Annotated in this window: 22 protein-coding genes and 1 other RNA gene; 10 read left to right on the top strand and 13 right to left on the bottom strand. The window is 47.5% G+C overall.

What is annotated here, in order from left to right:
* Positions 1-6: 6 nt before the first annotated feature.
* From phoU to GO003_RS07635, 6 genes are all read right to left on the bottom strand, one after another.
* On the bottom strand, positions 7-726 hold the full coding sequence (phoU, locus tag GO003_RS07660; protein WP_159653666.1) for a phosphate signaling complex protein PhoU: 720 nt from the start codon (positions 724-726) through the stop codon (positions 7-9).
* A gap of 13 nt (positions 727-739) precedes the next feature.
* Positions 740-1,498, bottom strand: coding sequence for a phosphate ABC transporter ATP-binding protein PstB (pstB, locus tag GO003_RS07655; RefSeq protein ID WP_159653668.1), 759 nt, complete (start codon positions 1,496-1,498; stop codon positions 740-742).
* A 5-nt stretch (positions 1,499-1,503) separates the two neighbouring features.
* Entirely contained in the window at positions 1,504-3,156 is a 1,653-nt protein-coding gene (gene pstA, locus GO003_RS07650) for a phosphate ABC transporter permease PstA (RefSeq protein WP_159653670.1), read from the bottom strand.
* Positions 3,156-5,435, bottom strand: a complete 2,280-nt coding sequence (locus GO003_RS07645) for an ABC transporter permease subunit (protein ID WP_159653672.1) — start codon at positions 5,433-5,435, stop codon at positions 3,156-3,158. The genes pstA and GO003_RS07645 overlap by 1 nt, the downstream gene beginning before the upstream one ends.
* A 157-nt stretch (positions 5,436-5,592) precedes the next feature.
* Complete coding sequence (locus GO003_RS07640; protein ID WP_159653674.1) at positions 5,593-6,579, bottom strand: PstS family phosphate ABC transporter substrate-binding protein; 987 nt, start codon at positions 6,577-6,579, stop codon at positions 5,593-5,595.
* Between the two features lie 124 nt (positions 6,580-6,703).
* Positions 6,704-7,228: a SixA phosphatase family protein gene (locus GO003_RS07635; RefSeq protein ID WP_159653676.1), complete on the bottom strand. Its 525-nt coding sequence runs from the start codon at positions 7,226-7,228 to the stop codon at positions 6,704-6,706.
* A 332-nt stretch (positions 7,229-7,560) separates the two neighbouring features.
* Here GO003_RS07635 and GO003_RS07630 point away from each other — a divergent pair, with 332 nt between their 5' ends.
* Entirely contained in the window at positions 7,561-9,084 is a 1,524-nt protein-coding gene (locus GO003_RS07630) for a CHAD domain-containing protein (protein WP_159653678.1), read from the top strand.
* Positions 9,085-9,087: 3 nt separating this feature from the next.
* Positions 9,088-9,837 carry a ParA family protein gene (locus GO003_RS07625; RefSeq protein ID WP_159653681.1) on the top strand — a complete coding sequence of 250 codons (750 nt, stop codon included), beginning with the start codon at positions 9,088-9,090 and terminating at the stop codon, positions 9,835-9,837.
* Here the strand turns inward: GO003_RS07625 and GO003_RS07620 are convergent.
* The 3 genes from GO003_RS07620 to sucC all read right to left on the bottom strand — a co-directional run bounded on the left by GO003_RS07620 (position 9,834) and on the right by sucC (position 13,684).
* On the bottom strand, positions 9,834-11,459 hold the full coding sequence (locus tag GO003_RS07620) for an NAD+ synthase (protein WP_159653683.1): 1,626 nt from the start codon (positions 11,457-11,459) through the stop codon (positions 9,834-9,836). The genes GO003_RS07625 and GO003_RS07620 overlap by 4 nt on opposite strands.
* Before the next feature lie 192 nt (positions 11,460-11,651).
* On the bottom strand, positions 11,652-12,521 hold the full coding sequence (gene sucD / locus GO003_RS07615) for a succinate--CoA ligase subunit alpha (protein ID WP_159653685.1): 870 nt from the start codon (positions 12,519-12,521) through the stop codon (positions 11,652-11,654).
* The gene (sucC, locus tag GO003_RS07610) at positions 12,518-13,684 is read right to left on the bottom strand and encodes an ADP-forming succinate--CoA ligase subunit beta (RefSeq protein ID WP_159653687.1); all 1,167 of its coding nucleotides are present in this window, start codon (positions 13,682-13,684) and stop codon (positions 12,518-12,520) included. The genes sucD and sucC overlap by 4 nt, the downstream gene beginning before the upstream one ends.
* 376 nt (positions 13,685-14,060) lie before the next feature.
* On the opposite strand from sucC, the gene GO003_RS07605 reads away from it, so the two are divergent.
* Both GO003_RS07605 and GO003_RS07600 read left to right on the top strand, forming a co-directional pair.
* The gene (locus GO003_RS07605) at positions 14,061-15,689 is read left to right on the top strand and encodes a sensor histidine kinase (protein WP_159653689.1); all 1,629 of its coding nucleotides are present in this window, start codon (positions 14,061-14,063) and stop codon (positions 15,687-15,689) included.
* On the top strand, positions 15,686-17,023 hold the full coding sequence (locus tag GO003_RS07600) for a sigma-54-dependent transcriptional regulator (protein ID WP_159653691.1): 1,338 nt from the start codon (positions 15,686-15,688) through the stop codon (positions 17,021-17,023). Before GO003_RS07605 ends, GO003_RS07600 begins: the two co-directional genes overlap by 4 nt.
* 97 nt (positions 17,024-17,120) lie before the next feature.
* Here GO003_RS07600 and GO003_RS07595 read toward each other — a convergent pair whose 3' ends face one another.
* Complete coding sequence (locus GO003_RS07595) at positions 17,121-17,633, bottom strand: hypothetical protein (RefSeq protein ID WP_231088862.1); 513 nt, start codon at positions 17,631-17,633, stop codon at positions 17,121-17,123.
* 669 nt (positions 17,634-18,302) lie between these two features.
* On the opposite strand from GO003_RS07595, the gene GO003_RS07590 reads away from it, so the two are divergent.
* The 3 genes from GO003_RS07590 (at position 18,303) to GO003_RS07580 (ending at position 19,418) form a co-directional block, all read left to right on the top strand.
* Positions 18,303-18,758: a DUF6998 domain-containing protein gene (locus GO003_RS07590; RefSeq protein WP_159653695.1), complete on the top strand. Its 456-nt coding sequence runs from the start codon at positions 18,303-18,305 to the stop codon at positions 18,756-18,758.
* 145 nt (positions 18,759-18,903) lie between these two features.
* Positions 18,904-19,137, top strand: a complete 234-nt coding sequence (locus GO003_RS07585; RefSeq protein WP_159653697.1) for an addiction module protein — start codon at positions 18,904-18,906, stop codon at positions 19,135-19,137.
* On the top strand, positions 19,122-19,418 hold the full coding sequence (locus GO003_RS07580; RefSeq protein ID WP_159653699.1) for a type II toxin-antitoxin system RelE/ParE family toxin: 297 nt from the start codon (positions 19,122-19,124) through the stop codon (positions 19,416-19,418). Before GO003_RS07585 ends, GO003_RS07580 begins: the two co-directional genes overlap by 16 nt.
* Before the next feature lie 208 nt (positions 19,419-19,626).
* Here the strand turns inward: GO003_RS07580 and ubiH are convergent, their stop codons facing one another.
* From ubiH to GO003_RS07565, 3 genes are all read right to left on the bottom strand, one after another.
* A complete protein-coding gene (gene ubiH / locus GO003_RS07575; protein WP_159653701.1) occupies positions 19,627-20,838 on the bottom strand; it encodes a 2-octaprenyl-6-methoxyphenyl hydroxylase in 1,212 nt (403 codons plus the stop codon).
* Entirely contained in the window at positions 20,838-22,148 is a 1,311-nt protein-coding gene (gene pepP / locus GO003_RS07570) for a Xaa-Pro aminopeptidase (RefSeq protein ID WP_159653703.1), read from the bottom strand. The genes ubiH and pepP overlap by 1 nt, the downstream gene beginning before the upstream one ends.
* Positions 22,149-22,279: 131 nt before the next feature.
* Positions 22,280-22,831: a UPF0149 family protein gene (locus GO003_RS07565; RefSeq protein WP_159653705.1), complete on the bottom strand. Its 552-nt coding sequence runs from the start codon at positions 22,829-22,831 to the stop codon at positions 22,280-22,282.
* Between the two features lie 181 nt (positions 22,832-23,012).
* Between GO003_RS07565 and GO003_RS07560 the strand changes: the two genes are divergently transcribed.
* From GO003_RS07560 to ssrS, 3 genes are all read left to right on the top strand, one after another.
* Positions 23,013-23,240, top strand: a complete 228-nt coding sequence (locus tag GO003_RS07560; RefSeq protein WP_159653707.1) for a TIGR02449 family protein — start codon at positions 23,013-23,015, stop codon at positions 23,238-23,240.
* Complete coding sequence (locus GO003_RS07555) at positions 23,237-23,545, top strand: cell division protein ZapA (protein ID WP_159653709.1); 309 nt, start codon at positions 23,237-23,239, stop codon at positions 23,543-23,545. Before GO003_RS07560 ends, GO003_RS07555 begins: the two co-directional genes overlap by 4 nt.
* 12 nt (positions 23,546-23,557) lie before the next feature.
* A non-coding RNA gene (ssrS, locus tag GO003_RS07550) (6S RNA) lies at positions 23,558-23,736 on the top strand.
* The last annotated feature ends 183 nt before the right edge of the window (positions 23,737-23,919 follow it).

The following is a 23,919-nucleotide window of genomic DNA, read 5'->3' as shown; positions in this document are numbered from 1 at the left end:
ACTGCATTAGCCTTGTATCTTGCGCTCCAGTTCTTCATGACTGATGTGCCGCACATCTTCGCCCCTGACCATGTAAATCACATGCTCGCAAATATTGCAGGCATGATCGCCGATACGCTCCAAGGCTCTGGCCATCCATAAGACATCGAGTGCCCGGCTGACATTGCGCGGATCTTCCATCATTCTGGAGATCAGTTGCCGAATGATGCTGCTGTATTCCCGGTCCACTTTCTGATCCTGGCCGGTAATCGCAACCACCTGGTCTACATTCATTCGGGCAAACGCATCCAGCGCGCCGTGCAGCATCTCTTTCACCATAGACACAAGATGCTGGATTTCGTAGTAATCTTCACCCTTATGCTTATGATCCATGCCATTCAGGTGAATAGCCATTTCCGCTATTTTTATCGCTTCATCACCGGCACGTTCCAGATCATTTATGGTTTTTATCACCGACAACAGCAAGCGTAAATCAAAAGCCGCAGGTTGCCGTAATGCCATGATTTGGGTACATTCCTTGTCAATTTGCATTTCCAGCTGATTAACCAGACTGTCTTGTTGTATGACTTTTTCGGCCAGCTCCAAATCGCTGTTCATCAGCGCTGTGGCAGCCTGATCGATCTGGTTTTCGACAAGACCACCCATGATCATCACTTTATTGCGAATATCTTCTAGTTCTTCATTAAATTTACGGGAAATATGATGCCCGATTTTGCTCACATCCATCGTATTGCTCCTTTTAGCGATAGCGTCCGGTTAAATAATCTTCCGTCTGTTTTTTCGACGGGTTGGTAAATAATTGACTGGTAGTGCCAAACTCAATCAGTTCGCCCTTATTCATAAATGCCGTTACGTCAGATACCCTGGCGGCTTGCTGCATATTATGCGTGACGATGATGATCGTATACTGATTTCGCAACTCGCTGATTAATTCTTCTATTTTCAATGTCGAAATAGGGTCCAGCGCGGAGGCGGGTTCATCCAGCAACAAAACTTCAGGCTCTATGGCAATCGCCCTGGCAATCACCAGCCTTTGCTGCTGACCGCTGGATAGATTCAATGCGTTATCATAAAGGCGATTTTTGACTTCATCCCAGAGAGCTGCTTTTCGCAGGGCCAATTCTACTTTTTCATCCAGCGCCTTACGTTGATTAATACCTTGAATTCTAAGCCCGTAGGCCACATTTTCAAACGTCGATTTGGGAAAGGGATTGGGCCGTTGAAATACCATCCCCACGCGCCTGCGTAGCGCCGGAACGTTTGATGACCTGGCATAAATATCCTGAGTATCGAGAAATACGCTTCCGTCAATTTTTACATCTTCCAGTAAATCATTGAGACGATTTATGCATCTTAACAAAGAGGATTTACCGCATCCGCTTGGACCAATGAATGCTGTTACTCTTTGCCTGGGAATGGCCATATTGATCTTATGAAGCGCTCTTTTGGCGCCATAAAATAGTGATAAATTATCCACCTTGATAAGACAGTCATTCATTGAGCTTATTCCTCCATCGCCTGGTATTTTTTCCGTAGATAATTCCTGATACACACCGCCGTCAGATTAAGACTGATAATGACTATGACCAATAACAAAGCCGTGGCATAAACCAGCGGTCTTGCAGCTTCAATATGCGCGCTTTGAAACCCTACATCGTATATATGAAAGCCTAGATGCATAAACTTTCTTTCCAAATGCACAAAAGGGAACGAACTGTCCACCGGCAAAGCAGGCGCCAACTTGACAACCCCCACAAGCATCAAGGGCGCCACTTCACCCGCCGCTCTGGCAACGGCTAAAATCAATCCGGTCAACATCGCCGGACTGACTAACGGCAACACTGTCCGCCACAATGTCTCAGCCTGAGTTGCACCTAACGCCAGACTTCCCTCGCGTATCGATCTGGGCACACGCAGCAAGCCCTCTTCAGTAGACACGATCACCACCGGCAACGTCAACATTGCCATCGTCAGAGACGCCCAAAGTAAGCCTGGGGTTGCAAACACAGGGACCGGGTAGGCTTCAGGATAAAACAAGCGGTCCATTTCACCACCCAGCACAGTCACAAAAAACCCCAAACCAAAGACGCCAAACACCACAGAAGGAACACCCGCAAGATTATGCACAGAGATTCGAATCAATCGCGTGAAAAAGCCTTGTTTGGCATATTCTTGAAGGTAAATCGCGGCAACAACACCTAAAGGCGCAACGACGAGTGACATCACGATGACCATCATCACGGTGCCGAACAGTGCCGGAAAAATACCACCTTCACTGTTGGCCTCCCGGGGCTCCCCTGTTACAAACTCCGTAAACCGCGACCAGTAAATCCGGATTTTATCGCTACCGCTCAGCCTGTTGGGCTGATAAATTCGTACAATATTGGCCAAAGGGATTATTTGCCGTTGCTCATTCGCATCCCTGGCGACCAAGCTGTACTGTTTAATCAACGGGTACAATTGATCCAATTCATCCTGATAATGCTGGTATTGCTGTTCGAGGCCAGTTATTTCAGCATCAAGCAGGCTCAATTCCTCCGTCCGGGAAGCGTTCTCCCTCAACAAACGCTTTTTTTTGAGTTTTAATGGCTCAAGCTGCAGGCTGATTTTACTTATGGCATCTTTTTCAATCTGTTGAATTTTTTTAACGCGTTTTGAAGTTTCGTCCAGTTTAGCCCATAACACAGGCCACGCATCCAGATTGGTGGCGATGACGCGGCCCTGTTCGTTTATACTTTCTATAAATCCGTAATAATTACCCCATTCCTTGCGCTCTATCACCGTCGCTTGATCAGGATAATGCCAGCGCTCTATCATGTTGGCAGGCACCCAGTGAAAATCAAACCCGTTGACATCCCGGTTACCGGATTTAATCAAATATTGAAAGGGAACACGTCCGGCCGTTTCATCTCCAGCATCTGCAGATCCGGCAATCAGCGCGCCTTGTTGATTGGTTCCGGCTATTTCGCCGATGATCATTCGAACTTGGCCCTGTTCATCCCGGTAACTCATTTCTGTAACCGTTTTCGGCCAAAAATGACCCAATCCCTGGATGGCAATCAACAGCAAAAGCCCGAGCACCAATAACAGACTGATGCTGACAGCCGCCGCATTAAGCCAAATCCAGGGGTTATCGGTGCGCAGCCAGGACTTCATCACAAGGCGCTATAGTTTTTGCGTAATCGCTGACGAATCCATTCTGACAGTGTATTGACTGCAAATGTAAACAAGAAGAGCAGCAATGCCGCCAGAAACAACAACCGGGAATGGGTGGCGCCAGCCTCGGATTCGGGCATTTCAATAGCAATGGTTGCCGACAATGTTCGCATACCCTGAAAAATATTAAAATCCATCATCGGTGTATTTCCAGTAGCCATCAACACGATCATTGTCTCTCCCACCGCACGGCCAAAACCGACGATAACAGCTGAAAAAATACCGGGACTGGCCGTTAACAGCACGACTCTCATCATCGTTTGCCATCGTGTTGCCCCTAAAGCCAGTGACCCGATAGTCAGGTGCCGGGGAACATTAAAAATGGCATCTTCCGCAATCGAGAAAATGCCCGGAATCACGGCAAAACCCATAGCAATGCCCACTACCATGGCATTGCGTTGATCATATTCGATACCCCATTGTTGAGATAACCAGTCTTTTATACCCGCATCAAAAAACACAGCCTCCATCGGCCCGCCAAAACTTAAACAAAACCAAACCACAAGCATGATCAACGGCATTAAAAATGCCGCTTCCCAGCCGTCAGGTAGTGTGTGACGCCATGAAGAGGGCATATATTGCCAACTGTAAGCCGCCAGCAAAACGCTGATTGGCGTCACCCAAAATGTCAAGATAATGCCGAATAAGTGCGCTTCGATAAAAGGCGCCAGCCACAGCCCGGCCAGAAAGCCCAAAATAACGGTGGGTAGCGCTTCCATAATTTCAATGCCGGGCTTTACTATTTTCCGCATGGCAGGAGCCATAAAGTAAGCGGTATAAACGGCACCGGCCAAAGCTAGAGGCACTGCAAATAACAAAGCATAAAATGCAGCTTTCAATGTGCCGTAAACAAGCGGGGTCAAGCTGTATTTGGGCTCAAAGTCACTGCCGGACGATGATGACTGCCAGACATAATCCGGTTTTGCATAGCTTTCATACCTGATTTTTTGCCACAACGACTTTAACGAAACTTCAGGATGGTTATTGATTAGTCGCCATAAGGACAGGCTGCCGTCTTCCGACTCACTTAAAAGCGCTGTAGCTCGGGGCGCTAAAGCCATCGCCCGTATTTTGTTTTCGGACAAGCGGACTTCGAGTAATTTCCGTTCACTGGTTGAATAAAAAAGTGCCGCTAGACCTGCAGCATCAAGGGCAATAAAACCTTTCCGCCGTTGCTCGGATTCAATCGACATGACCGCTTGACCGAATACCTCAAAGGTTCTTAATTGTTGCAAAACCGGCTGACCCAGGGCGCCCAGCATCCAAGCCCACTGATTAACCGATCCGGCATCATCACCGGCCAGTAGCGACAAATGTCCGTTTAACAGCGTTACACTAATCAACTTTCGACCGGGACCGACAAGGTCTTGCCGACCTTGGGATAAAACCTCAAATGCCGGGTCAACCTTAAGCCAATTGAGTATGCCCGATGCTTCAACCAAATATACAGTCCGCCCGGCCTTGTCCAAAAGCAGATGCTCAATGGATCCTATAGGTAGCGTGTATTCTTTGCGTAACAGTTCAAAGCCGGAAGCACCCGGGGAAGAACTTTTTGCCGCCAGCCTGGTTAGCACCAGACGACCCGATGCCGTGATAGCCGCCAAACTGGCCTGCCCCTCTTCGCTGGCAACAGCCAGCCGGAATAAAGCTTTCCCGGACTCATCCAGCTTGATAGGCTTTTTACCGAAAGGGAAATCAATTGAAGGGATGATCGTGCGCCGATCATGCTCAAAAGTCAGCGCGTAATGCGGCTGAACCAGGAGGGCCTTGCCGTCAGAAAGCCCATAAACAACCAAAGACGGGTACCCTGCTTCATGGGTAATGCCTGTAATGGTGACATTTTCAGGAAGAGGAATTGACTCCGTTTTAATGATACGACCCGTTTCTGTCTCAAAAAAAATGACGCGCCCTTTATCCGTAAACCGAACGCCCAGCTTGTTTTGCTCATCCATGCCCAGCAGCCATGTTTTTCCTGCCGAGGAATCAGGCACCGGGTACCTTCCAACCTGTGTTATTGAAGCGCCAATAAACAAGGGCATCACCATCGCCACCAGGTAGAAGAACATCAGTGCAATCATCAGCATGACGCCATAACCGCCGGCATGAACGCAATAACGCAACAGTGCATCCTTTGTCATTCGCCATAAGCCATACCAGCCCCCACAAGCTTTGATGCGGGAAGCTAAAAAGGCAGGCCTTGAAATTTGCTTTTCGGTCATGCCGAGACTCAGAAATTCAACCGGATCATCTTGATAACAGACTGCCTATGAAAAAAGGAAATGAGGTGTCGCGACCCTGCACGTATTAAAGCGTGTTATGACTGAGCAAAAATACAGCACAGATTCAGATAAGCCTTTTTGCCGGGTAAAAACAGGATCAGCTCTTATCACCTGACTCAAGAGAATTAAAAACCTTTTCTATCATCTCTTTAGGCAAAGGAATGTAACCGTCCTTGATCACCATCTCCTGCCCGCGTCTGGATAATACTAATTTCAAAAATTCAAGTTCAATAGGCGCCAGCGGTTTATTGGGGTGCTTGTTCACATAAATATACAAATAGCGAGACAGAGGGTAGGTTCCGTTAACGGCATTAGCGGGCGTGGCCTCAACATAGTTCATGCCGGGCTTAATTGCCAAAGCTACACTTTTTACTCCCGATGTTGCATAGCCAATCCCTGAATAGCCAATGCTGTTTAAAGAAACAGAAATGGCTTGTACGACAGATGCTGAGCCCGTAAGCTCATTGACATTATTTTTGAAATCACCGTCACACAAGACCTGCGCTTTAAAATACCCATAAGTTCCGGATACTGAGTTTCGCCCATAAAGCTGTATCGATCTTCCCCGCCAGATTCCATCAAGCCCCACCTGACCCCATCGGATGATATCGGAGGAATGACCACATCTTCGGGTTGAAGACATCATCGCATCGACCTGGGGAAGTGTTAACGCTCTAACTGGATTATCTTTATTGACAAATATAGCCAAGGCATCGATAGCTACTGGCACTGCCAGCGGATTGTAACCGAATTTTTTTTCAAAAGCTTCCAGCTCTTTGTCCTTCATTTTGCGGCTCATGGGCCCCAAATTAGCGGTTCCTTCCGACAACGCAGGCGAAGCACTGGAAGAACCCAGCGATTGAAACTGGATATTGACATTGGGATAAACCCGCCTGAATTCCTCCGCCCAAAGTGCCATCAAGCTACCCAGCGTATCAGAACCCACGCTGGAAAGATTTCCGGAAATTCCGCCAACTCGCTGATACTCGGGTATACCGGGATCAATAACCGGAAGAGCGTTGGCCTGAGCAGCCAGCATGGCTAAAAAAAATCCGCTGACCTGTCTGAATTTGTCGAATTTCATCCGCCGCCCTCTTATCCAATACACATTTAAAAGCAAACCACGATTATAAGCCTCAAAAGCCCCACAAAGTCTTGCAATATTGCACTCTTCATGCCCTTATAGCTCCTACTGGCCAAGTCAGACTTTAATCCGGATCCTCTTCAGACCGTAAATCAGCTGCTCGAACAAGTAACAATAACTTTGCAGATGAGCGGGTTAACTGAGTCCAATCGTTCGGCATCTGGAGCCTTGCCAGTGTGGCAGTTGCGAATAATTTTCCGTCCGGCGGCACGTCTACCTTGTCAGCGAGATAGGTTAACAGCGCTTCCAAATCAGGATTATGCCCGACTAATAAAACCCTTCGGTAATCCTTCGAATGTTCGGCCAGGACATGCAACAATGAATTCACTTCGGCATCGTAAACCCGGGGATCTTTAATGACTGAGCGCCTGTCTATAGCCATGGCCTCACAAACCCATTCTGCCGTTTTCAGCGCCCGGACGGCGGGTGAGGTGATGATACAATCGGGAATAAGATCTTCCTGCTTCAACCATAAGCCCATTCGCAGCGCGGCTTTTTTGCCTTTTTTCTTCAACGGACGGTTAAAATCATCCGTTTCTATTCCCCAATCCGACTTGGCATGTCTTAATATCAATAACTCTCTTTGCATTATCCGGCTACCCATGTAACTACTCACCCACTTTGAATTAAGGGTGTAGGTGCTTGATTTCAAAGGACGCATCAATACGTCCCTGTAGCTCTCTACAACATTCCTGTTGCAGAATCCTTTTCAATCAACCACCTACACCCACTAAAATTGGAGGGGGTGAGCAGATACCTACCCATTTGATTAAAAAAATGGATGCATCTAAGTAACACAGAAACACCCGGCCCTTTGTCATGGTTTTTTAATATTAGCTTGCTAAAATCACAAATTTATGACATTAACCGTTTTGGTACAACCTACAAAACGTTTATTTTTAGTCATTAAACACACTTATCATGCCTTTACATTTTAAATTACCAGGTCATCTGAGCATCGATAAATTGCTGCTGGAACTTGAAAAACAGACCGTCATAGAACTGGTCTCGCAACATTTTGCCCTAAAAACGTTTTATGACAGTTTCGACTGGCGTTTATACAGAAAAAATCTGATCTGCGAATATGATCAGTCCCGCCTTTTGTCGACGCTTTTTATTAAAGAAGCGGATTCAGACAAGATCGTTCAATCAGTTCAAGCTGATCAAGTGCCTTCCTTTGCAGATGATTTCATTCAAGCTGAACTTCGTGAGTTATTGCGCCCTTTACTGGATATGCGCGCTCTAATGCAAATCACAACATTGGACTATACCCATTATCAGCTGCATATTCATAACAGTGATGCCAAAACCGTTCTGAAAATGACTCTTGAACATTATGATCCGATTCAATCCCGGGTCATTCTTGACCCCGTCAAAGGCTACGATAAAGCGTTGAAACGCATGTCAAAGCTCTTATCTAACCTGGGTTTGATGCCGACGCAAGAGCCTGTTTTAGTTGACGCGCTGAAAACACAAGGTCGAAAGCCCAAGGATTATTCCTCCAAATTAAATATCAAACTGGCCTCGGACATGCGTGCCGACATCGCCGTCAAATATATTTACAGCCATTTATTGAAGACGCTCAAACTCAATGAACAAGGCGTGATTGCCGATTTTGACAGCGAATTCCTGCATGACTTCAGGGTTGCCGTCAGACGAACCCGAACAGGACTGACCCAGCTTAAACAGGTTTTACCGGTCGCCCAGACCAAACGTTTCTCCCGCTATTTCTCCTGGTTAGGGCAAATAACCAGTGAACCGCGAGATTTGGACATTTATCTGCTTCATTTTGATACCTTTAAAAACTATCTGCCGGACGCCATGAAAGCTGATTTAGATCCGCTGTATAATTTTCTGGTGCAAAAAAAACGAGCTGTCCATGCCGGACTGAGCGATAAACTGAAGTCCATCGATTATTACGCCCCGTTGATTGAATGGGAGGATTTCATACGATCAGCGGCTATTAAAAAGCCTGATGAAACACAGGCCTTGCTCCCTGTTAAAGCCCTGGCCGATCAACGAATCTGGGTCATCTACAAAAAAGTAATTAAACAAGCCTGTGCCATTAAAGAAGACGCCAGACCCTCAGAATTGCATGAATTAAGAAAAACCTGCAAAAAATTGAGGTACCTGATGGAATTTTTCCAAAGCCTTTATCCTGAAACAACCCTAAAAATACTGATTCGCTCACTTAAAGAATTTCAGGAAATTTTGGGTACCTATCAGGATTTAGAAATACAACAACAAACGCTCAAAGAATTGGGCAAAGAAATGTACAGTCAAACTGATTCACCTCAAACCCTTTTAGCCATGGGTGCGCTGATTGAGGCCTTGGAAAAACAGAAAGTTGAAACGCGTTCAGCGTTTGACGGGCGGTTTAATGAATTTAATCAAGCGGATAACCGCACTATTTTCGAAACCCTTTTTAAATGCGGAGCGGCTTGATCGATGAAAACCATTGCGGCATTCAACATTAAAGGGGGCGTCGGTAAAACTTCCACGGCCGTCAATCTGGCATTTCTGGCCAGCAAACAAGGCTTTCGAACCCTGGTTTGGGATCTTGATCCTCAGGGGGCCAGCAGTTATTACTTTAGAATCAAACCAAAAATCAAAGGCGGCAGCAAAAACCTGGTAGCCGGTCAACTCGATCTGGATGACTTGATCAAAGGTACTGATTTTGAAGGACTGGATTTGCTACCGGCCGACTTTTCGTTCCGTAATCTGGACCTGATCCTGGACGGTAAAAAGAAGCCCACCGAACGGTTACAGAAATTACTGGCCCCTTTGAAGCACGACTACGACCTGATCTTTCTCGACTGCCCACCGACCATCTCGCTGCTGTCCGAAGCGATATTCGAGGCGGCAGACGTGTTATTGTCACCGGTGATCCCCACCACTTTGTCGCAGCGCACACTGGAACAGCTGAAAGTTTTTTTGCACGATAAAAAGCTGAAAAAACTCAAGCTGATGCCGTTTTTTTCGATGGTGGACAAACGCAAAAAAATGCATCTGGATATCATGCTCACCCTGCCCGTTCAACACCCGGAAATGCTGGACGCCTATATTCCTTATGCCAGCGATATAGAACGTATGGGCAGCGAGCGCATGCCTTTGGCTGCATTCAGTAAAAACAGCACCCGCTCGGTTCAGGCTTATCAGGCATTGTGGCAGGAAATCAGCCGGTTGATGAACCTTTAGCTCACGCCTTTGTATCCCGACGTAATAGGGTAACGCCTATCCCGTCCGAATGCCCTGGGAGTGATCCTGATGCCGGGCGGCGATTGACGGCGTTTGTATTCGTTTCTGTCTACCAGGCTGATAGCCCGGTAGACATCGTCCCTGGCAAAACCTGCCGCCATGATCTCCTCGGCCGACTGATCCCGCTCCACATAACGCTCCAAAATAGCATCCAGTTGATCATAAGGCGGCAGGGAATCCTGATCTACCTGATCGGGTGCCAGTTCGGCAGAAGGCGGCCGGATCAACACGCGCTCGGGTATAACCGGACTGACGCTGTTACGGTAGCGAGCCAATTGGTAGACCAATAGTTTGGGCACATCCTTGATAGGCGCAAAACCACCGGCCATATCGCCGTAAAGCGTCGCATACCCGACGCTCATTTCGCTTTTATTTCCGGTTGTGAGCAATAATTTGCCTTGCTTGTTCGACAACGCCATCAACACCACTCCGCGGCAGCGGGCCTGGATATTTTCTTCGGTTGTATCTTTGGGGCTACCGGCGAAGGCATGTTCCAGCATTTGGGCAAAGGCGGTGACCGCAGGTTCTATAGGAATAACGTGATAATTGACCCCCAAGGCCTGCGCTTCCAGCTCGGCATCCTCAATACTCATCATGTGCGTGTACCGCGAAGGCATCAACACCGCTTCGACCTGACCGGCGCCCAGCGCATCCACGGCTAAAGCAAGCACCAATGCCGAATCAATACCACCAGACAATCCCAGCAGCGCGCCTTTAAAACCATTTTTGGCGACATAATCGCGAATACCCAACACCAAGGCCTGATATTCACTCGATACCGGCTGATAAATCGGTGCACAAACCGATCTCAGCGGTTTATTGCCGGAAAATTCGACCACACTGAGCTGTTCCTGAAATTCTTCTGCGCGAAATACGACGGAACCGTCGCTATCAACCACGAACGAAGCACCGTCAAAAATCAATTCATCCTGCCCGCCCACCAGATTGACATAAACCAGAGGGATTCCGGCCGCTTTGATTTGATCGCAAACAATCTGCTCCCGCTGATGAATTTTTCCGGCATGAAACGGCGAAGCGTTCAAAGTCAGAATAATATCGGCACCGGCCTGCCGGTTTTTGGCAATCAACCCAGGCTGCCAGACATCTTCACAAATCGTCAACGCCAATGCTCTGCCTTTTACAGTAAACAATGCCGTATCCGATCCGGCCGAAAAATAACGCTGCTCGTCGAATACCCCGTAATTGGGCAGTGCGGTTTTCCGGTAACGCGCGATTATTTCACCCGACCGGCACACCACAGCAGTATTGTAGAGCTTGCCGTCGACTTGCTCGGGATAACCCACCACCACATCGATTCCGCTAACCTGTTCGGCAATCCTTTCTAACGCCTGTTGAGCCATGACAATAAAATCCGGCCGCAGCAGCAAATCCTCGGGCGGATAGCCGGTGACCGACAACTCGGGAAAGATCACGACATCGGCATCAAGCCGATCGAGGCTATACAAGGCCTGATGGATGATTTTAGCGGTATTGGCCTTGATGTCACCAACCAGAAAATTGGTTTGCGCAATAGCTAGTTTGAGAGTCGTCGTAGCGCTCATAAAAAATTGTTTTTAACCCTGGAAACAGAAGCTCTCGTGAGAGCGATCCCTTGATCGCGACTGACGCCTTGGAAACCTGCAGGCTGTTTTTATATTAACCTGCAACACAAGTAGTCTGCCTGAAGCAGAACCGGGGAATAAAACCGATCCCGGATTCCGCTTCATTGCTTTCGGACTACTAAGATACCGTTTTTAACCCAACGCTTTTTTCATTGCCACACCAATATCGGTTGGCGAACTGACCACGTCGACACCGGCTGCTTTCATCGCAGCAATTTTACCGCCGGCAGTGCCTTTGCCGCCGGTCACGATAGCGCCTGCATGACCCATGCGTTTGCCGGGAGGCGCGGTTTGGCCGGCAATATAGCCGACAACAGGTTTGGTGACATGGGCTTTAATATACTCGGCCGCATCTTCTTCTTCGCTACCGCCGATTTCACCAACCATGACAATACCCTGTGTTGCATCATCGGCCTGAAAACGGCTGATCACGTCAATGAAATTCATACCATGAATGGGATCGCCGCCTATGCCGACACAGGTACTTTGCCCCAAACCTTCACGCGTAGTTTGATGTACCGCTTCGTAAGTCAATGTTCCGGAACGCGAAACAATACCGACCTTACCAGGCTGATGAATGAATCCCGGCATAATACCGATTTTGCATTCGCCGGGTGTGATGACACCTGGACAATTAGGCCCGATCAAAACCGTGTCGGCTCCTGCCATAGCCGCTTTGACGCGTAACATATGCAGCATCGGTATGCCTTCGGTGATACAGACAATGACTTTGATACCGGCATCAAAGGCTTCAAGAATCGCGTCAGCCGCATAAAAAGGCGGCACATAAATTACGCTAGCTTCCGCACCGGTGGTTTGCACCGCTTGCTCAACGGAGTCGAAAACCGGCAAGCCCAGGTGAGTGTCCCCGCCACGGCCCGGCGTTACACCACCGACCAGTTGAGTCCCATAATCCAGCGTCTGCTGTGAGTGAAAAGTTCCTTGCTTACCGGTAAATCCCTGGCAGATAACTTTTGTTGCTTTATTGATTAATATGCTCATACACCCTCCGCCAAAGCGACAATTTGTTCTGCAGCAACGGCAAGATCTTCGGCTGCGATTAGATTAAGTCCTGATTCACTGAGTATTTTTCTTCCTGCCGGAGCGTTGGTGCCTTCCAGCCTGACGACAACCGGCACGTTAACTCCCACTTCTTTAACCGCCGCCAAAATACCTTCAGCGATAATGTCGCATTTGACGATGCCGCCAAAAATGTTCACTAAAACCGCTTTAACATTTTTGTCCGATAAAATAAGTTTGAACGCTTCGGCTACCCGCTCAGTGCTGGCGCCACCGCCCACATCCAGAAAGTTGGCCGGTTTCCCGCCTTTCAATTTGACCAGATCCATGGTGGCCATGGCCAGTCCTGCACCGTTTACCATACAGCCGATAGTCCCATCCAGGGTGATGTAATTGAGCCCATGTTGTTGAGCCTTATGTTCTTTCTCATCTTCCTGTCCTGCGTCGCGCATCGCCGTGATATCGGCATGAGCCGCCAGGGCATTGTCATCAAAATTGATTTTGGCATCCAATGCCAGCAGGTCGCCGGTATCGGTTGTCACCAGAGGATTGATTTCAATTTGATTTGCGTCTTTTTCCAGTAACAGCGCGTACATGCCGGACATGATTTTTTCGAGTTTCTTGAGCTGATCCCCTTTAAACCCGAACGCAAAAGCTACATTGCGGCATTGGTAAGGCTGAAGCCCTGCGGCCGGACTGACCTCAAAGGTCACGATTTGATCCGGCGACGTTTCCGCCACCTCTTCTATATCCATGCCTCCGGCAGAAGATGCAATAAAAATAACCCGCTCGCTGCCTCTGTCGACCAGACAACTGAGGTAAAATTCTTTGTCAATTTGACTGGTTTTTTCAACGAATACCATTTCAACCGGAAGACCCTCGGGTCCGGTCTGTTTAGTCACCAACTGAGTGCCCAGAATTTTACGGCTGAACTCGACTATATCGTCATAGCTTTTGGCTATCGTGACACCACCCGCTTTGCCCCTTCCTCCGGCATGAACCTGCGCCTTGACAGCCCAGGCACTCCCGCCCAGTTCCCGTGCGACTTGCTCGGCATGCACAGGTGATTCGGCCGGCAATCCATCAGGAACGGCAATACCGTAAAGCTTGAACAATTGTTTGGCTTGATATTCATGAATATTCATAGTTTATTTCCTGGTTGGGTAAAACTTTGGATAGCCCGAAGTCTCTCATTCTAAAACAACGGTGCTATGATTAAACAATTGTGCGTCAGCAGCGGCTGGCTTTTTTAAAGATGCAGAAGCAGGCAATAACAATAGGTTATTGATACGATTAATCAATAACCTCAATTTACCCAGTACAGATTTCACTATTTGAGCGCTAAGATCAAACAAGGCCGCTTCATATTAAGGGACGTTGGAGGATGCATGTTCTGACTATTGATGATCAGTACAGAATTGTCATGCTTATCATTTGTTACTCCTACTTCTGGCTTCTTTTCGAAAAATATGAACGTTATTTTAACCAAGTCGCGGCAAAACGCCATGTTTTATAAAGTTTATGTCTGAAAATACGCAAGAAAATATTTATCCCTGCCCTTTTTCAAAAAACTACGGCATACCCAGTCAGCAAGCCTGGCTACTGTTAAAAGTTTATCTCGTGTATCGCTTTGTTCTGGGCGGCGTATTCATTATGCTGTTTTACAGCCGGGTCGGACCTTCCATACTCGGCTCCCATGATCAATTATTGTTTGTCTACAGCAGTCTCTGTTATCTGTTTATCACCGTTGGCTCAGGTATCTGCGTTTTCAGGCGGCTGACGGCATACTCAGCTCAGGCGCAAATCTTAATTTTCACTGACATAGTGCTGTTAACCCTGATCATGCATGCCTGCGGAGGTATCAGCAGCGGCGTGGGCGTTCTGCTGGCTGTCTCGATTGCATCCGGAGGACTGTTGATCGGCGGACGTTGCGCCATGTTGTTTGCCGCCATAGCCAGTCTTGCCGTGCTGGCAGAACAGGTTTATTCCGTTCAAACCCATTTTACCGAAACCAGTTCCTATACCTATGCAGGGATGTTGGGCGCTTCATTTTTTACCATCGCCTTACTGTCCTATATCCTGGCTCAAAGAACCGAAAAAACGGTTCAGCTTGCCCATCAGCAACAACTGACGATTCATACCCTTGAAGAACTCAATCGATACATCATCCAGCATTTACAGTCCGGCATCATCATCATGGATACCAACCGGCAAATTCAGATGAGCAACGGCGCCGCCTTAAAGCTCACGCATCATACGCAAATGCCTCACCATCTGGATGATCTGTCTGAATCACTTAAACAGGCTTACGAACACTGGCTGGACGATCCTGAACAAGACTTTGCCCTGATTATGATGGATAACCAGACCGAAATTCAGATCCGTTTGATGCTGTTGCCAACCCAGCATGAAACCTTTCACATGATCATACTGGAAGACATCGCTTTATATAACCAGCGGCTACAACAGAGCAAACTGGCTTCGCTGGGTCAACTGACCGCCAGTATCGCACACGAAATCCGTAACCCTCTCGGCGCTATCAGCCATGCCGGCCAGTTGCTGTCGGAAAATCCCGATTTACCTCCCGTTGACAAACGTTTGACCGAAATCATCCAACAGCACAGCCAACGGGTAAACCGGATCATAGAAGATATACTTCAGTTATCGAAAAGAAACGCCTCGCTGCGCAAAAAAATCGAGCTGTCCAAATGGCTTAACGATTACCTTGCAAACTTTGTTTTGGAACAGGGCATCCAGGGTGATGCTTTTCATATTGCCATTGAAACAAAACCAGCCAATGCATTGATTGATCCGGGACATTTAAAACAAATTTTGGATAATCTGTGTCTCAATGCCCTAAAATATGGACGCCCTGAATTGGGCAAGATAACATTAAAAATAGGCATTCATCATGACATGTGGCAAATAGAAGTGATCGATCAGGGAGCCGGTATTTCGCCAGGGGACAAGATGCATTTGTTTGAACCTTTCTTCACGACCTCGTCTGACGGAACGGGCCTTGGCCTCTATATATCGCGAGAACTGGCCGAACTCAATCAGGCCAATTTAAGTTACCGGCAAACGGAAAGCGGAAAATCCTGCTTTCGCCTGAGTCTTCTCAATGCAGAACACACGCAAATCGAGATATGAAAAAACCACTTGCCCTTGTTGTTGATGATGAACCGGACATTCGCGAACTGCTCAGCATCACCCTTAACCGTATGGGCATCGACACGATATGCAGTGACAATATCAGCTCAGCCATACAATCATTGAAAGAAAATACGCTGGACCTGTGCTTGACCGATATGAAGCTTCCTGATGGAAACGGTCTGGCACTGGTTGAATATTTGCAAAACTCGGAAAAACCCATACCTATTGCGGTGATAACCGCTTACGGCAGCATGGATACAGCGATAAAAGCGATGAAAGCCGGCGCATTCGACTTTATCAGCAAACCGGTGGACTTATCTGTACTCAGGCAAATCGTCACCAAAGCTTTGCGGCTAAGCCCTGAAACCAACACCAAAGACAGACGAACCCGAGAAATCCTGATTGGCGAATCCGCTGTCATGCGGGCAGTAAGAACCAAAATCGACAAACTGGCCCGCAGTCAGGCGCCGGTCTATATCAGCGGCGAATCAGGCTCCGGCAAAGAACTGGTTGCCAGGCTCATTCATAAACAGAGCCCGCGCAGCGATAAGCCTTTCATTGCTGTCAATTGCGGCGCAATTCCCCCCGAACTGATGGAAAGTGAATTCTTCGGCCACAAAAAAGGCAGTTTCAGCGGCGCAGTTGCCGACAAAATAGGCTTGTTTCAGGCGGCCGAAGGCGGGACGCTGTTTTTAGATGAGGTTGCTGATTTGCCGCCTGCATTACAGGTCAAACTGTTACGCGCCATACAGGAAAAGAAAGTGCGTCCGGTTGGCGAACAGCAGGAAATTGCCGTCGACATCCGCTTATTGAGCGCCACCCACCGCGATCTCGCTGTCATGGTTCAGGAAGGCCTTTTTCGGCAAGATCTGTATTACCGCATCAATGTCATTGATCTTAATGTTCCGCCGCTGAGAATGCGTAGCGGAGACATCGAGCAATTGACGCGCTTTATCTTGACGGCGTTGACCAAAAACAGCGATTTGAAACCCCAAATTTCGGATGCCGCCATCACAGCCTTAACGCATTATTCCTTTCCGGGCAATGTGCGTGAACTGGAGAATATTATTGAACGCGCCATTGCTTTAAGCGACGGCAAACTGATTGACGAGGACGATCTTAACCTGCCTATAGAAGCACATGTGTTACCGGATTATCCCGAATTCGATCCGGCGGAAACATCACTTGAAAACTATCTGGAAAATATCGAACGCAAAGCCATTACCATGGCCCTGACCTCCAACCGCTGGAACAAGACTGCAGCCGCCAAACAATTGGGTTTATCCTTTCGTTCGTTCCGCTACCGCCTCAAAAAACTGGGGATGGAATAATCCTGATCAAACGGGCTTGTGGCTATAAGGATTCACCTTATTGGGAAGCACCCAAAACACCCATGAATCCTCATAAAACAGCGGCCGGTTTTTAAAATCAAACCCGGTATTGTTCCAGTTTGGCGAACTTAGTGAAGGCGGTTTTTATTTTTTTATTGGCTTTTTCATCCAACTCATCATTCTTATACACTTTTGGTAAAAGACCCTCTTTAACCAAAGCATCTTTCATCCAGCGTTTTGCAAAACGGTAGTTGTTTGGCAGCGCATTAACCTCGCCTGTTTCAGGATTTCGCACTTCAGACGGGGCTTTTGCTGCCGCTGGTTTTTTAGCCGCAGTAGCCGGTTTTCTGGTTTCGGCTTTTGGTTTGGCTTCGATTTTAGGTGCAGGTGCAGGTTCTGGAGTGGGAGCGACCTGCTCTGCTGTTGGAACTGCTTTGGCTGCAACGGCAACGCTTTCAGTTTTTGCCGCTTCGGGCTCCTTGGGTTCGCTGACTTGTGCCGCAGGCTGAATATCAGCTGCTACAGAAGATGGAACTGCGCTTTTTTCTGTAAACAATTGAGATACTTTGGATTTGATTGATTCAGCAGCACCCGATTTACTATCAGACATTTTTTCGCCAACAACCAAATAAACAACGTACGCTACATAAATAGTAGTGAGTATAAATAAGACCTCGGTCATAGTTCCCCCGTGAATTTAATTATTATTATTTTTTAAATTTATTCAGAAGCTCTTTGATCTGATCGCCAAGAACTTCATAAATTACATAACCGACAAAAACGGTTGTCAGCAAATAGATTCCGGTCGCCATCGTTCGCCCCTGATTAGAGTTATCGTTAAATTACTGTAAGAGCAACACCGTTTCCGGGAGCCCAAGCTGCCTTTATGAAACCGGTTGATAAATCTTACAAACACTGCGGAATATACCAGAAGCCCAACAAGACGGAAAATTTAAATGCTCAATCAAAAAGACTTCAACCTGAAAAGCGCCGTTAAAACGTTTCAAAATAGTCGAAATGATTGAAATTATCGGGCAAGGAGGCGCCCGCAAAAGATATGGCTCACGGTGAAACCTCCGAAGTTATCTGCTTGGAGAATAACGCGAACGATGAGGTTTTTTGCTCATCCTTTCTCTCTGAAGATATACCGATCTGTTTAAGGAGCGTAAAAGGTCAATTAAATGGTTGAGAAAATCGGGTGTTGGAGCTTGTTGTTGACAGTAAGACGAAAAGAAACGTACTTTAGCAATAACTTAGATAATTACTTTTTAAACGATATATGATCGATCACGATAAATTTCAGGCCCTAGTTAAGCAGTTATACGCCACGGTCAAAGAACTAGAAGGGATGTTCCCCGGAAGGCATTTCACTCCTGATGGACACATGGTTGGAAGTTTGGGTGAATGTTTGGTCGCCGACGCATACGATCTTAAACTTAAAACAGCATCAAACAAAGGACATGACGCGGTTTCAGAAAGTGGCTTGCAAGTAGAAATCAAGGCTACGCAATCGAAAACCGTTGCGTTCCGAAGTCAGCCGCAGCATACGATCATAATCAAGATACTACCTGACGGAACATTCGAGGAGGTCTACAACGGCCCAGGAGCACTGGTATGGGAGCAATTTAAAGATAAACGACCACCAAGTAATGGTCAATTTCAAATTTCACTTACTAAGCTCAGCGAGCTCAATAAATCAGTGGGTCAGTCAGACCGTGTACCGAAAGCCGTTTAACAAACCCGTAAGGCGGATTCGCCGATAGGCAATCCGCCATTGCTTTAAACAGTGTTGGCGTTTTGCAATCGAGAAAACACCCTATGTTGTCGGGTCGCTTGTAAACTTCGCTTTTGATTTTTAACGAAAGAATACAGTATCTATCATGAACAATATCTCTATTACCGATATTCTTGAGCTTCCGGTGCAGGAGCGCATTCGGCTCGTTGAGCTTATTTGGGACAGCGTTGCCGCAGTACCTGAAGCTTTGGAAGTATCACCGGAGCTTAAAGCCGAACTGGAACTGCGCATGATTGAGTTTGAGAAGAACCCAGAGGCTGGTTATTCGTGGGATCAAGTAAAATCACGCCTAAAAGATGGCTCATGGCGTACCACCTGAAGTTTTCTGCACGAGCCTTACGTGAAACGGGCGAAGCCCAAGAATGGTATGAGTCAAAGAGCTCAGGACTTGGCGAAGAATTTATTGTCGCAATAGAACTGCAGCTAAAACGGCTGGAGCAAGCTCCATTACTTTATGCTGAGATAATTCCAGGGGTTCGCCGCGCACTCATCCCACGATTTCCATTCGGTTTGTTTTATGTGGTGCGTAGCAATTTGGTTCATGTATTGGCGGTATTGCATGATGCCCGAAATCCGAATCGTTGGCCTAAAAGCCGCTAACAGATCTCTCTAACCGTAAGGCGGATTCGCCGATAGGCAATCCGCCATAGCTTTAAAGAGTGTTGGCGTTTTGCTATCGCGAAAACGCCCTACAGTTTGCCGGGCCCGTTTTTGTTTGCGGTATTGTTTTTTGATGCGGCTCGATCTTCACCACATCCTACAAAACGGCAATCTGGGGTATTAGCCCGTTTTGCGGGTCATGTCAGGCTCAACGGTTTTTGCCCAGCCGGGGCAATTGACTTGCCAGGCCCATCGCATGCCGGGTCAACAGGCTTTTTCCCGAAGGGGCAATATCAAGCAAAGCCAAGCCCAGATTTCTGACCAGCGCTAACGGTGCCCACTGATTTGAAAAAACGCTGACCAGCGTGTGGGTAAAACCGATCACTTTTGATAAATCCTGCTGCCGGGTATCCGCATACTTCTTGAGTACGTCCGGATCACCGATATCTCCGTTTATCTCAATTTGATGTAGCAGCGTGTCAGCCAGCTGAACCACATCCCTCAAACCCAGATTAAATCCCTGCCCCGCAACAGGATGCAATTGATGAACCGCATTGCCGATGATGACTGCTCGCCCGGAAACCATCGCTTCGGCACGAATCAGGCTTAACGGAAATGCCCGCCTCGGTTCAGACAAACTAAATTCACCCAGTCGGTAACCGAAACAATCGTGTAAGCGCTCGATAAATTCTTGCTCACCGCAGTCTTTAAGATATTCCGCTTCTTCGTGTTTGCGCGTCCAGACGAGAGCGCAAGTTTGACCTTTCATAGGCAATAAAGCCAAAGGGCCCGAAGACGTGAAGCGTTCGAAGGCGATATTTTGATGCGGCAAACTGCAGGTTATCGTGGCAACCAGAGCGGTCTGGCCATATTCGGTGATGTCTTGATCAATATCTAGCAACTTGCGTACCGAAGAATTGCCACCGTCTGCGCCTACCAGTAACGAAGCCGTCAACGCATGGGATTCGTTACCGGCTTTGACACTGACGCCGATGTCGAAATCAGTGCTCATCAATCCGGCAACGCGTGCCGGGCAAATCAAGGTGATACCAGCCTCATCGACCAGCTTGGCCACATGGGTTTCTATGTCTCTTGCTTGTATCACATAGCCCAGCGCAGCTACATTTTCTTTTTGAGCGGCCAGCCGTGTTTTTCCGAAATGCCCCTGATCCGACACATGAATATTAACGATGGGCGTGGCCATTTCACTGATGCCTTGCCAAATGCCCAAGTCACCCAACAATTCAACCGTTCCGCTCGCCAGCGCCAGCGCTCTGTCACCGGCAGGTGATTCATGAAGCTGTTTGCGGGTTTGCGCCTCGATAATCGCGATACTCAAGCCGGAATCTTTCAATGCCAGAGCTAGACAATTACCGGCTAACCCCCCTCCGGCAATCAATACATCGTAATCGCTTCTCATCAGGCAGCCTGCATCAGCGCTTCAATCGCTTCAACGGACTTGGGCACCAGACTGGTTAAAATTTCATGGCCGTCTTCAGTAACTAAAACATCGTCTTCAATACGGATGCCGATTCCTCGCCACTGCTCATCTACCGTCGCGCAGTCGCTGGGAATGTACAAACCCGGCTCAATGGTCAAGACCATGCCCGGTTCCAATATTCGCCATTCGTCATTGATTTTATAATCGCCGACATCGTGTACATCCATACCCAGCCAATGGCCGATCCGGTGCATGTAAAAAGCTTTGTAGGCTTCATCTTTAATCAGTTTGGCCGTCCGGCCTTTAAGCAGGCCTAATTTAACCAGTCCTTTGGTCAAGACCGAGACTGAAGCCTCATGGGCTATGTTCCAGGGATTACCCGGCTTGATCTCGGCAATGGCCGCATACTGAGCATCCAAAACCAACTGATACAACTGTTTTTGCGGCTCATTAAATTGCCCTGACACCGGGAATGTCCGGGTGATGTCGGCCGCATAATGGTCGCACTCGGCCCCTGCATCGATCAGCAATAAATCGCCGGCTTTAAGCGAATCTGCATTTTCTGTGTAATGCAAGGTGCAGGCATTCTTGCCTGCAGCGACGATAGAAGGGTAAGCCACTGCTCTTAAACCGTTGATCATGAAATGATGAACAATTTCAGCTTCGACTTGATATTCGAATAATCCGGGACGGCTTAATTGCATGGCCTTGACATGAGCCTGCGCTGAAATTTCCGCCGCTTTTCGCATAAGCTTAAGCTCGGCAGGGCTTTTTATAAGCCGCATTTCATGAACAATATGTTCCAGCGACACCAGCTCCATGGGTGCGCTGATGCCTGACCGGGTCTGACCACGTAAATGATTGATCCAGTCCATCAAGCTATGATCAAGGTCGCTGTCGCGTCCCATCGGATAAAAAACCTTGCCTTTGTTTTCCAGCAATCCAGGCAAAATGTCATCGATGTCATCAATCGGAAAAGCATCATCGGCCTGATAATCTTTAGTAGCGCCCATCAATCCGGCATGCGCGCCTTCCCACAAGGCTTTCTTTTCGTCAAATTCCCTGCAGAACAAGATGTACTCCCCCTGCGGTCTTCCGGGAATAAATACCGCCAAGGCTTCAGGCTCATTGAACCCCGTCAAATAATAAAAATCACTGTCCTGTCTAAATGGATAACTGACGTCACGATTGCGTTTCTGTTCGGACGCACTGCCTATCAGCCCGATATTTCCCTGACCGATCCGCTTCATCAAATGCTTGCGGCGTTTTTTAAATTCAACTTGTTTCATTTAGTTAATTGTCATGAGGGGGGTTAATGACGGTACCTGTAATAATCCGGTCGTTTTTCCTGAATAAAGTCCGGCCAAGCGGCCTGAGTTTCATCCAGGGTATCAGCAGAATACCAAGCGTCTGACTTACTTCAATGGGTAGCGCTTTCAGCCCGACTGAGAAATTCTTCGCGTATCATATAAACCGAGGCACGAAGATACTCGTTAATTTCTATGAAAGCAGCCTTGTCTTCTTCGGCTTTTGCGTCCAGATCCTCTTGATCGGCATCAGCACTGCTGTATTGTCCAGCTTCGATTTTGGTAATTTCAACAATATCCTTCAGAATTTCACTGATTTCTCCAGGCCAGGCACCTGAGCCTCCGGAATAACCGACGCCAAACAAGAAACCCTGACACCAATCGCGTAGGGCCTCGACCTGTTCTTCAAGATCATCTAGGTCATCCGGCAACAACAAGTCAAAACGGTAGTCGTCGCTGGTTATCGATGCGCGGGTAGCTTCAAAAAATTTGTTGAAAGCCGAAGAATCGCTGTCTGCATCCGCATCAAACAATTCGGTTAACCAATTGGCCGCGTCCGCACGCTCATCAACACATAACATTCCGGTTGCCAGGCCATGAGCCTCGGCGACCGAGCAATGGGTGCCGGAAGCGACAAAAAGAGATTCAAAAACGTGATAATCCATAGGTAGTGATTGGCAGTAGGGCTAAACTAAAATGCACTTGATTTTCTTACGAATGATACTTGAAAAGCCATAATTTTGTTACCATAGACTTCCTTTGATCGGCTTGAGTGCCGAATTAGTCTCGTGTAGTAATTGAGACGGTATATTACTTTTTTTCCAAGCTTTACAGACAATCACTGCCATGACACATCCTGAAAATGTTCAGTCTCTTGAATTGAAAGATCTGGAAGACAAGCTGGATCAACTAATAGAGCAATACAATTCATTAAAAAACGAAAATAACTCGCTCAAAATCAAACAAGAAGAACTGGTTCGTCAAAAAGCCAAATTACTCGAAAAAACCAGCCTGGCCAGAACCCGGGTCGAAGCTATGATATCCCGGTTAAAAGCAATGGAGCACGGCGCATGAACAAAAATGTATCAGCAATTACCATCAACATTCTGAGCAAAGAATATAAAATTGCCTGCGCACCTGAAGAACAAACCGGCCTGCTTGAGTCAGCCCGGCAACTCGACAATCAGATGCGCAAAATCAGAGATTCCGGCAAAGTGGTCGGTACGGACAGAATAGCCGTAATGGCTGCCCTTAATCTGGCGCATGAATTACACATTGCAGAAACCCGCAACCGGGAGCTTGAGAGGAATCTCACAGAAACTCTTATCAAATTAAGCGGAAAAATAGAAAACGTTTTGGAAAATTCAGAAACGCGCTAGAATAACCCCATGTATCTCCTACAGCGTTCGAGGATGTGCTGGGTGTTTCCTGAACCTATATTTACCCGGGGAGCTGATTTCTACATTGGTGTGCATACCCGTTTATTCGGGGAGCCTGATAAGTAGATTGAGTTCCCACTTGAACCGTCGGTTCAAGGACGATAGCGTGTTACGGCGCAGGTGGGAGATACTGCTTTATCGACTACAAAAATAGACAGACATTTTGATCTGTCAAACTACTTATACCCCTCTGTTTTAAATTGGATACCCAGGCAAACCCTTTGCTAAGTGACCCTTTGTTTTAGCCGAAAAGTTAATACACTACGTCAGTGCAGATCAAGTCGCGGTCCAATTAAGTAACCTTATAATTTATG

Origin of the sequence: Methylicorpusculum oleiharenae (genome assembly GCF_009828925.2) — a bacterium.
GTDB classification, from domain to species: Bacteria; Pseudomonadota; Gammaproteobacteria; order Methylococcales; family Methylomonadaceae; genus Methylicorpusculum; species Methylicorpusculum oleiharenae.
This window is presented reverse-complemented; position numbering and strand designations above follow the sequence as displayed.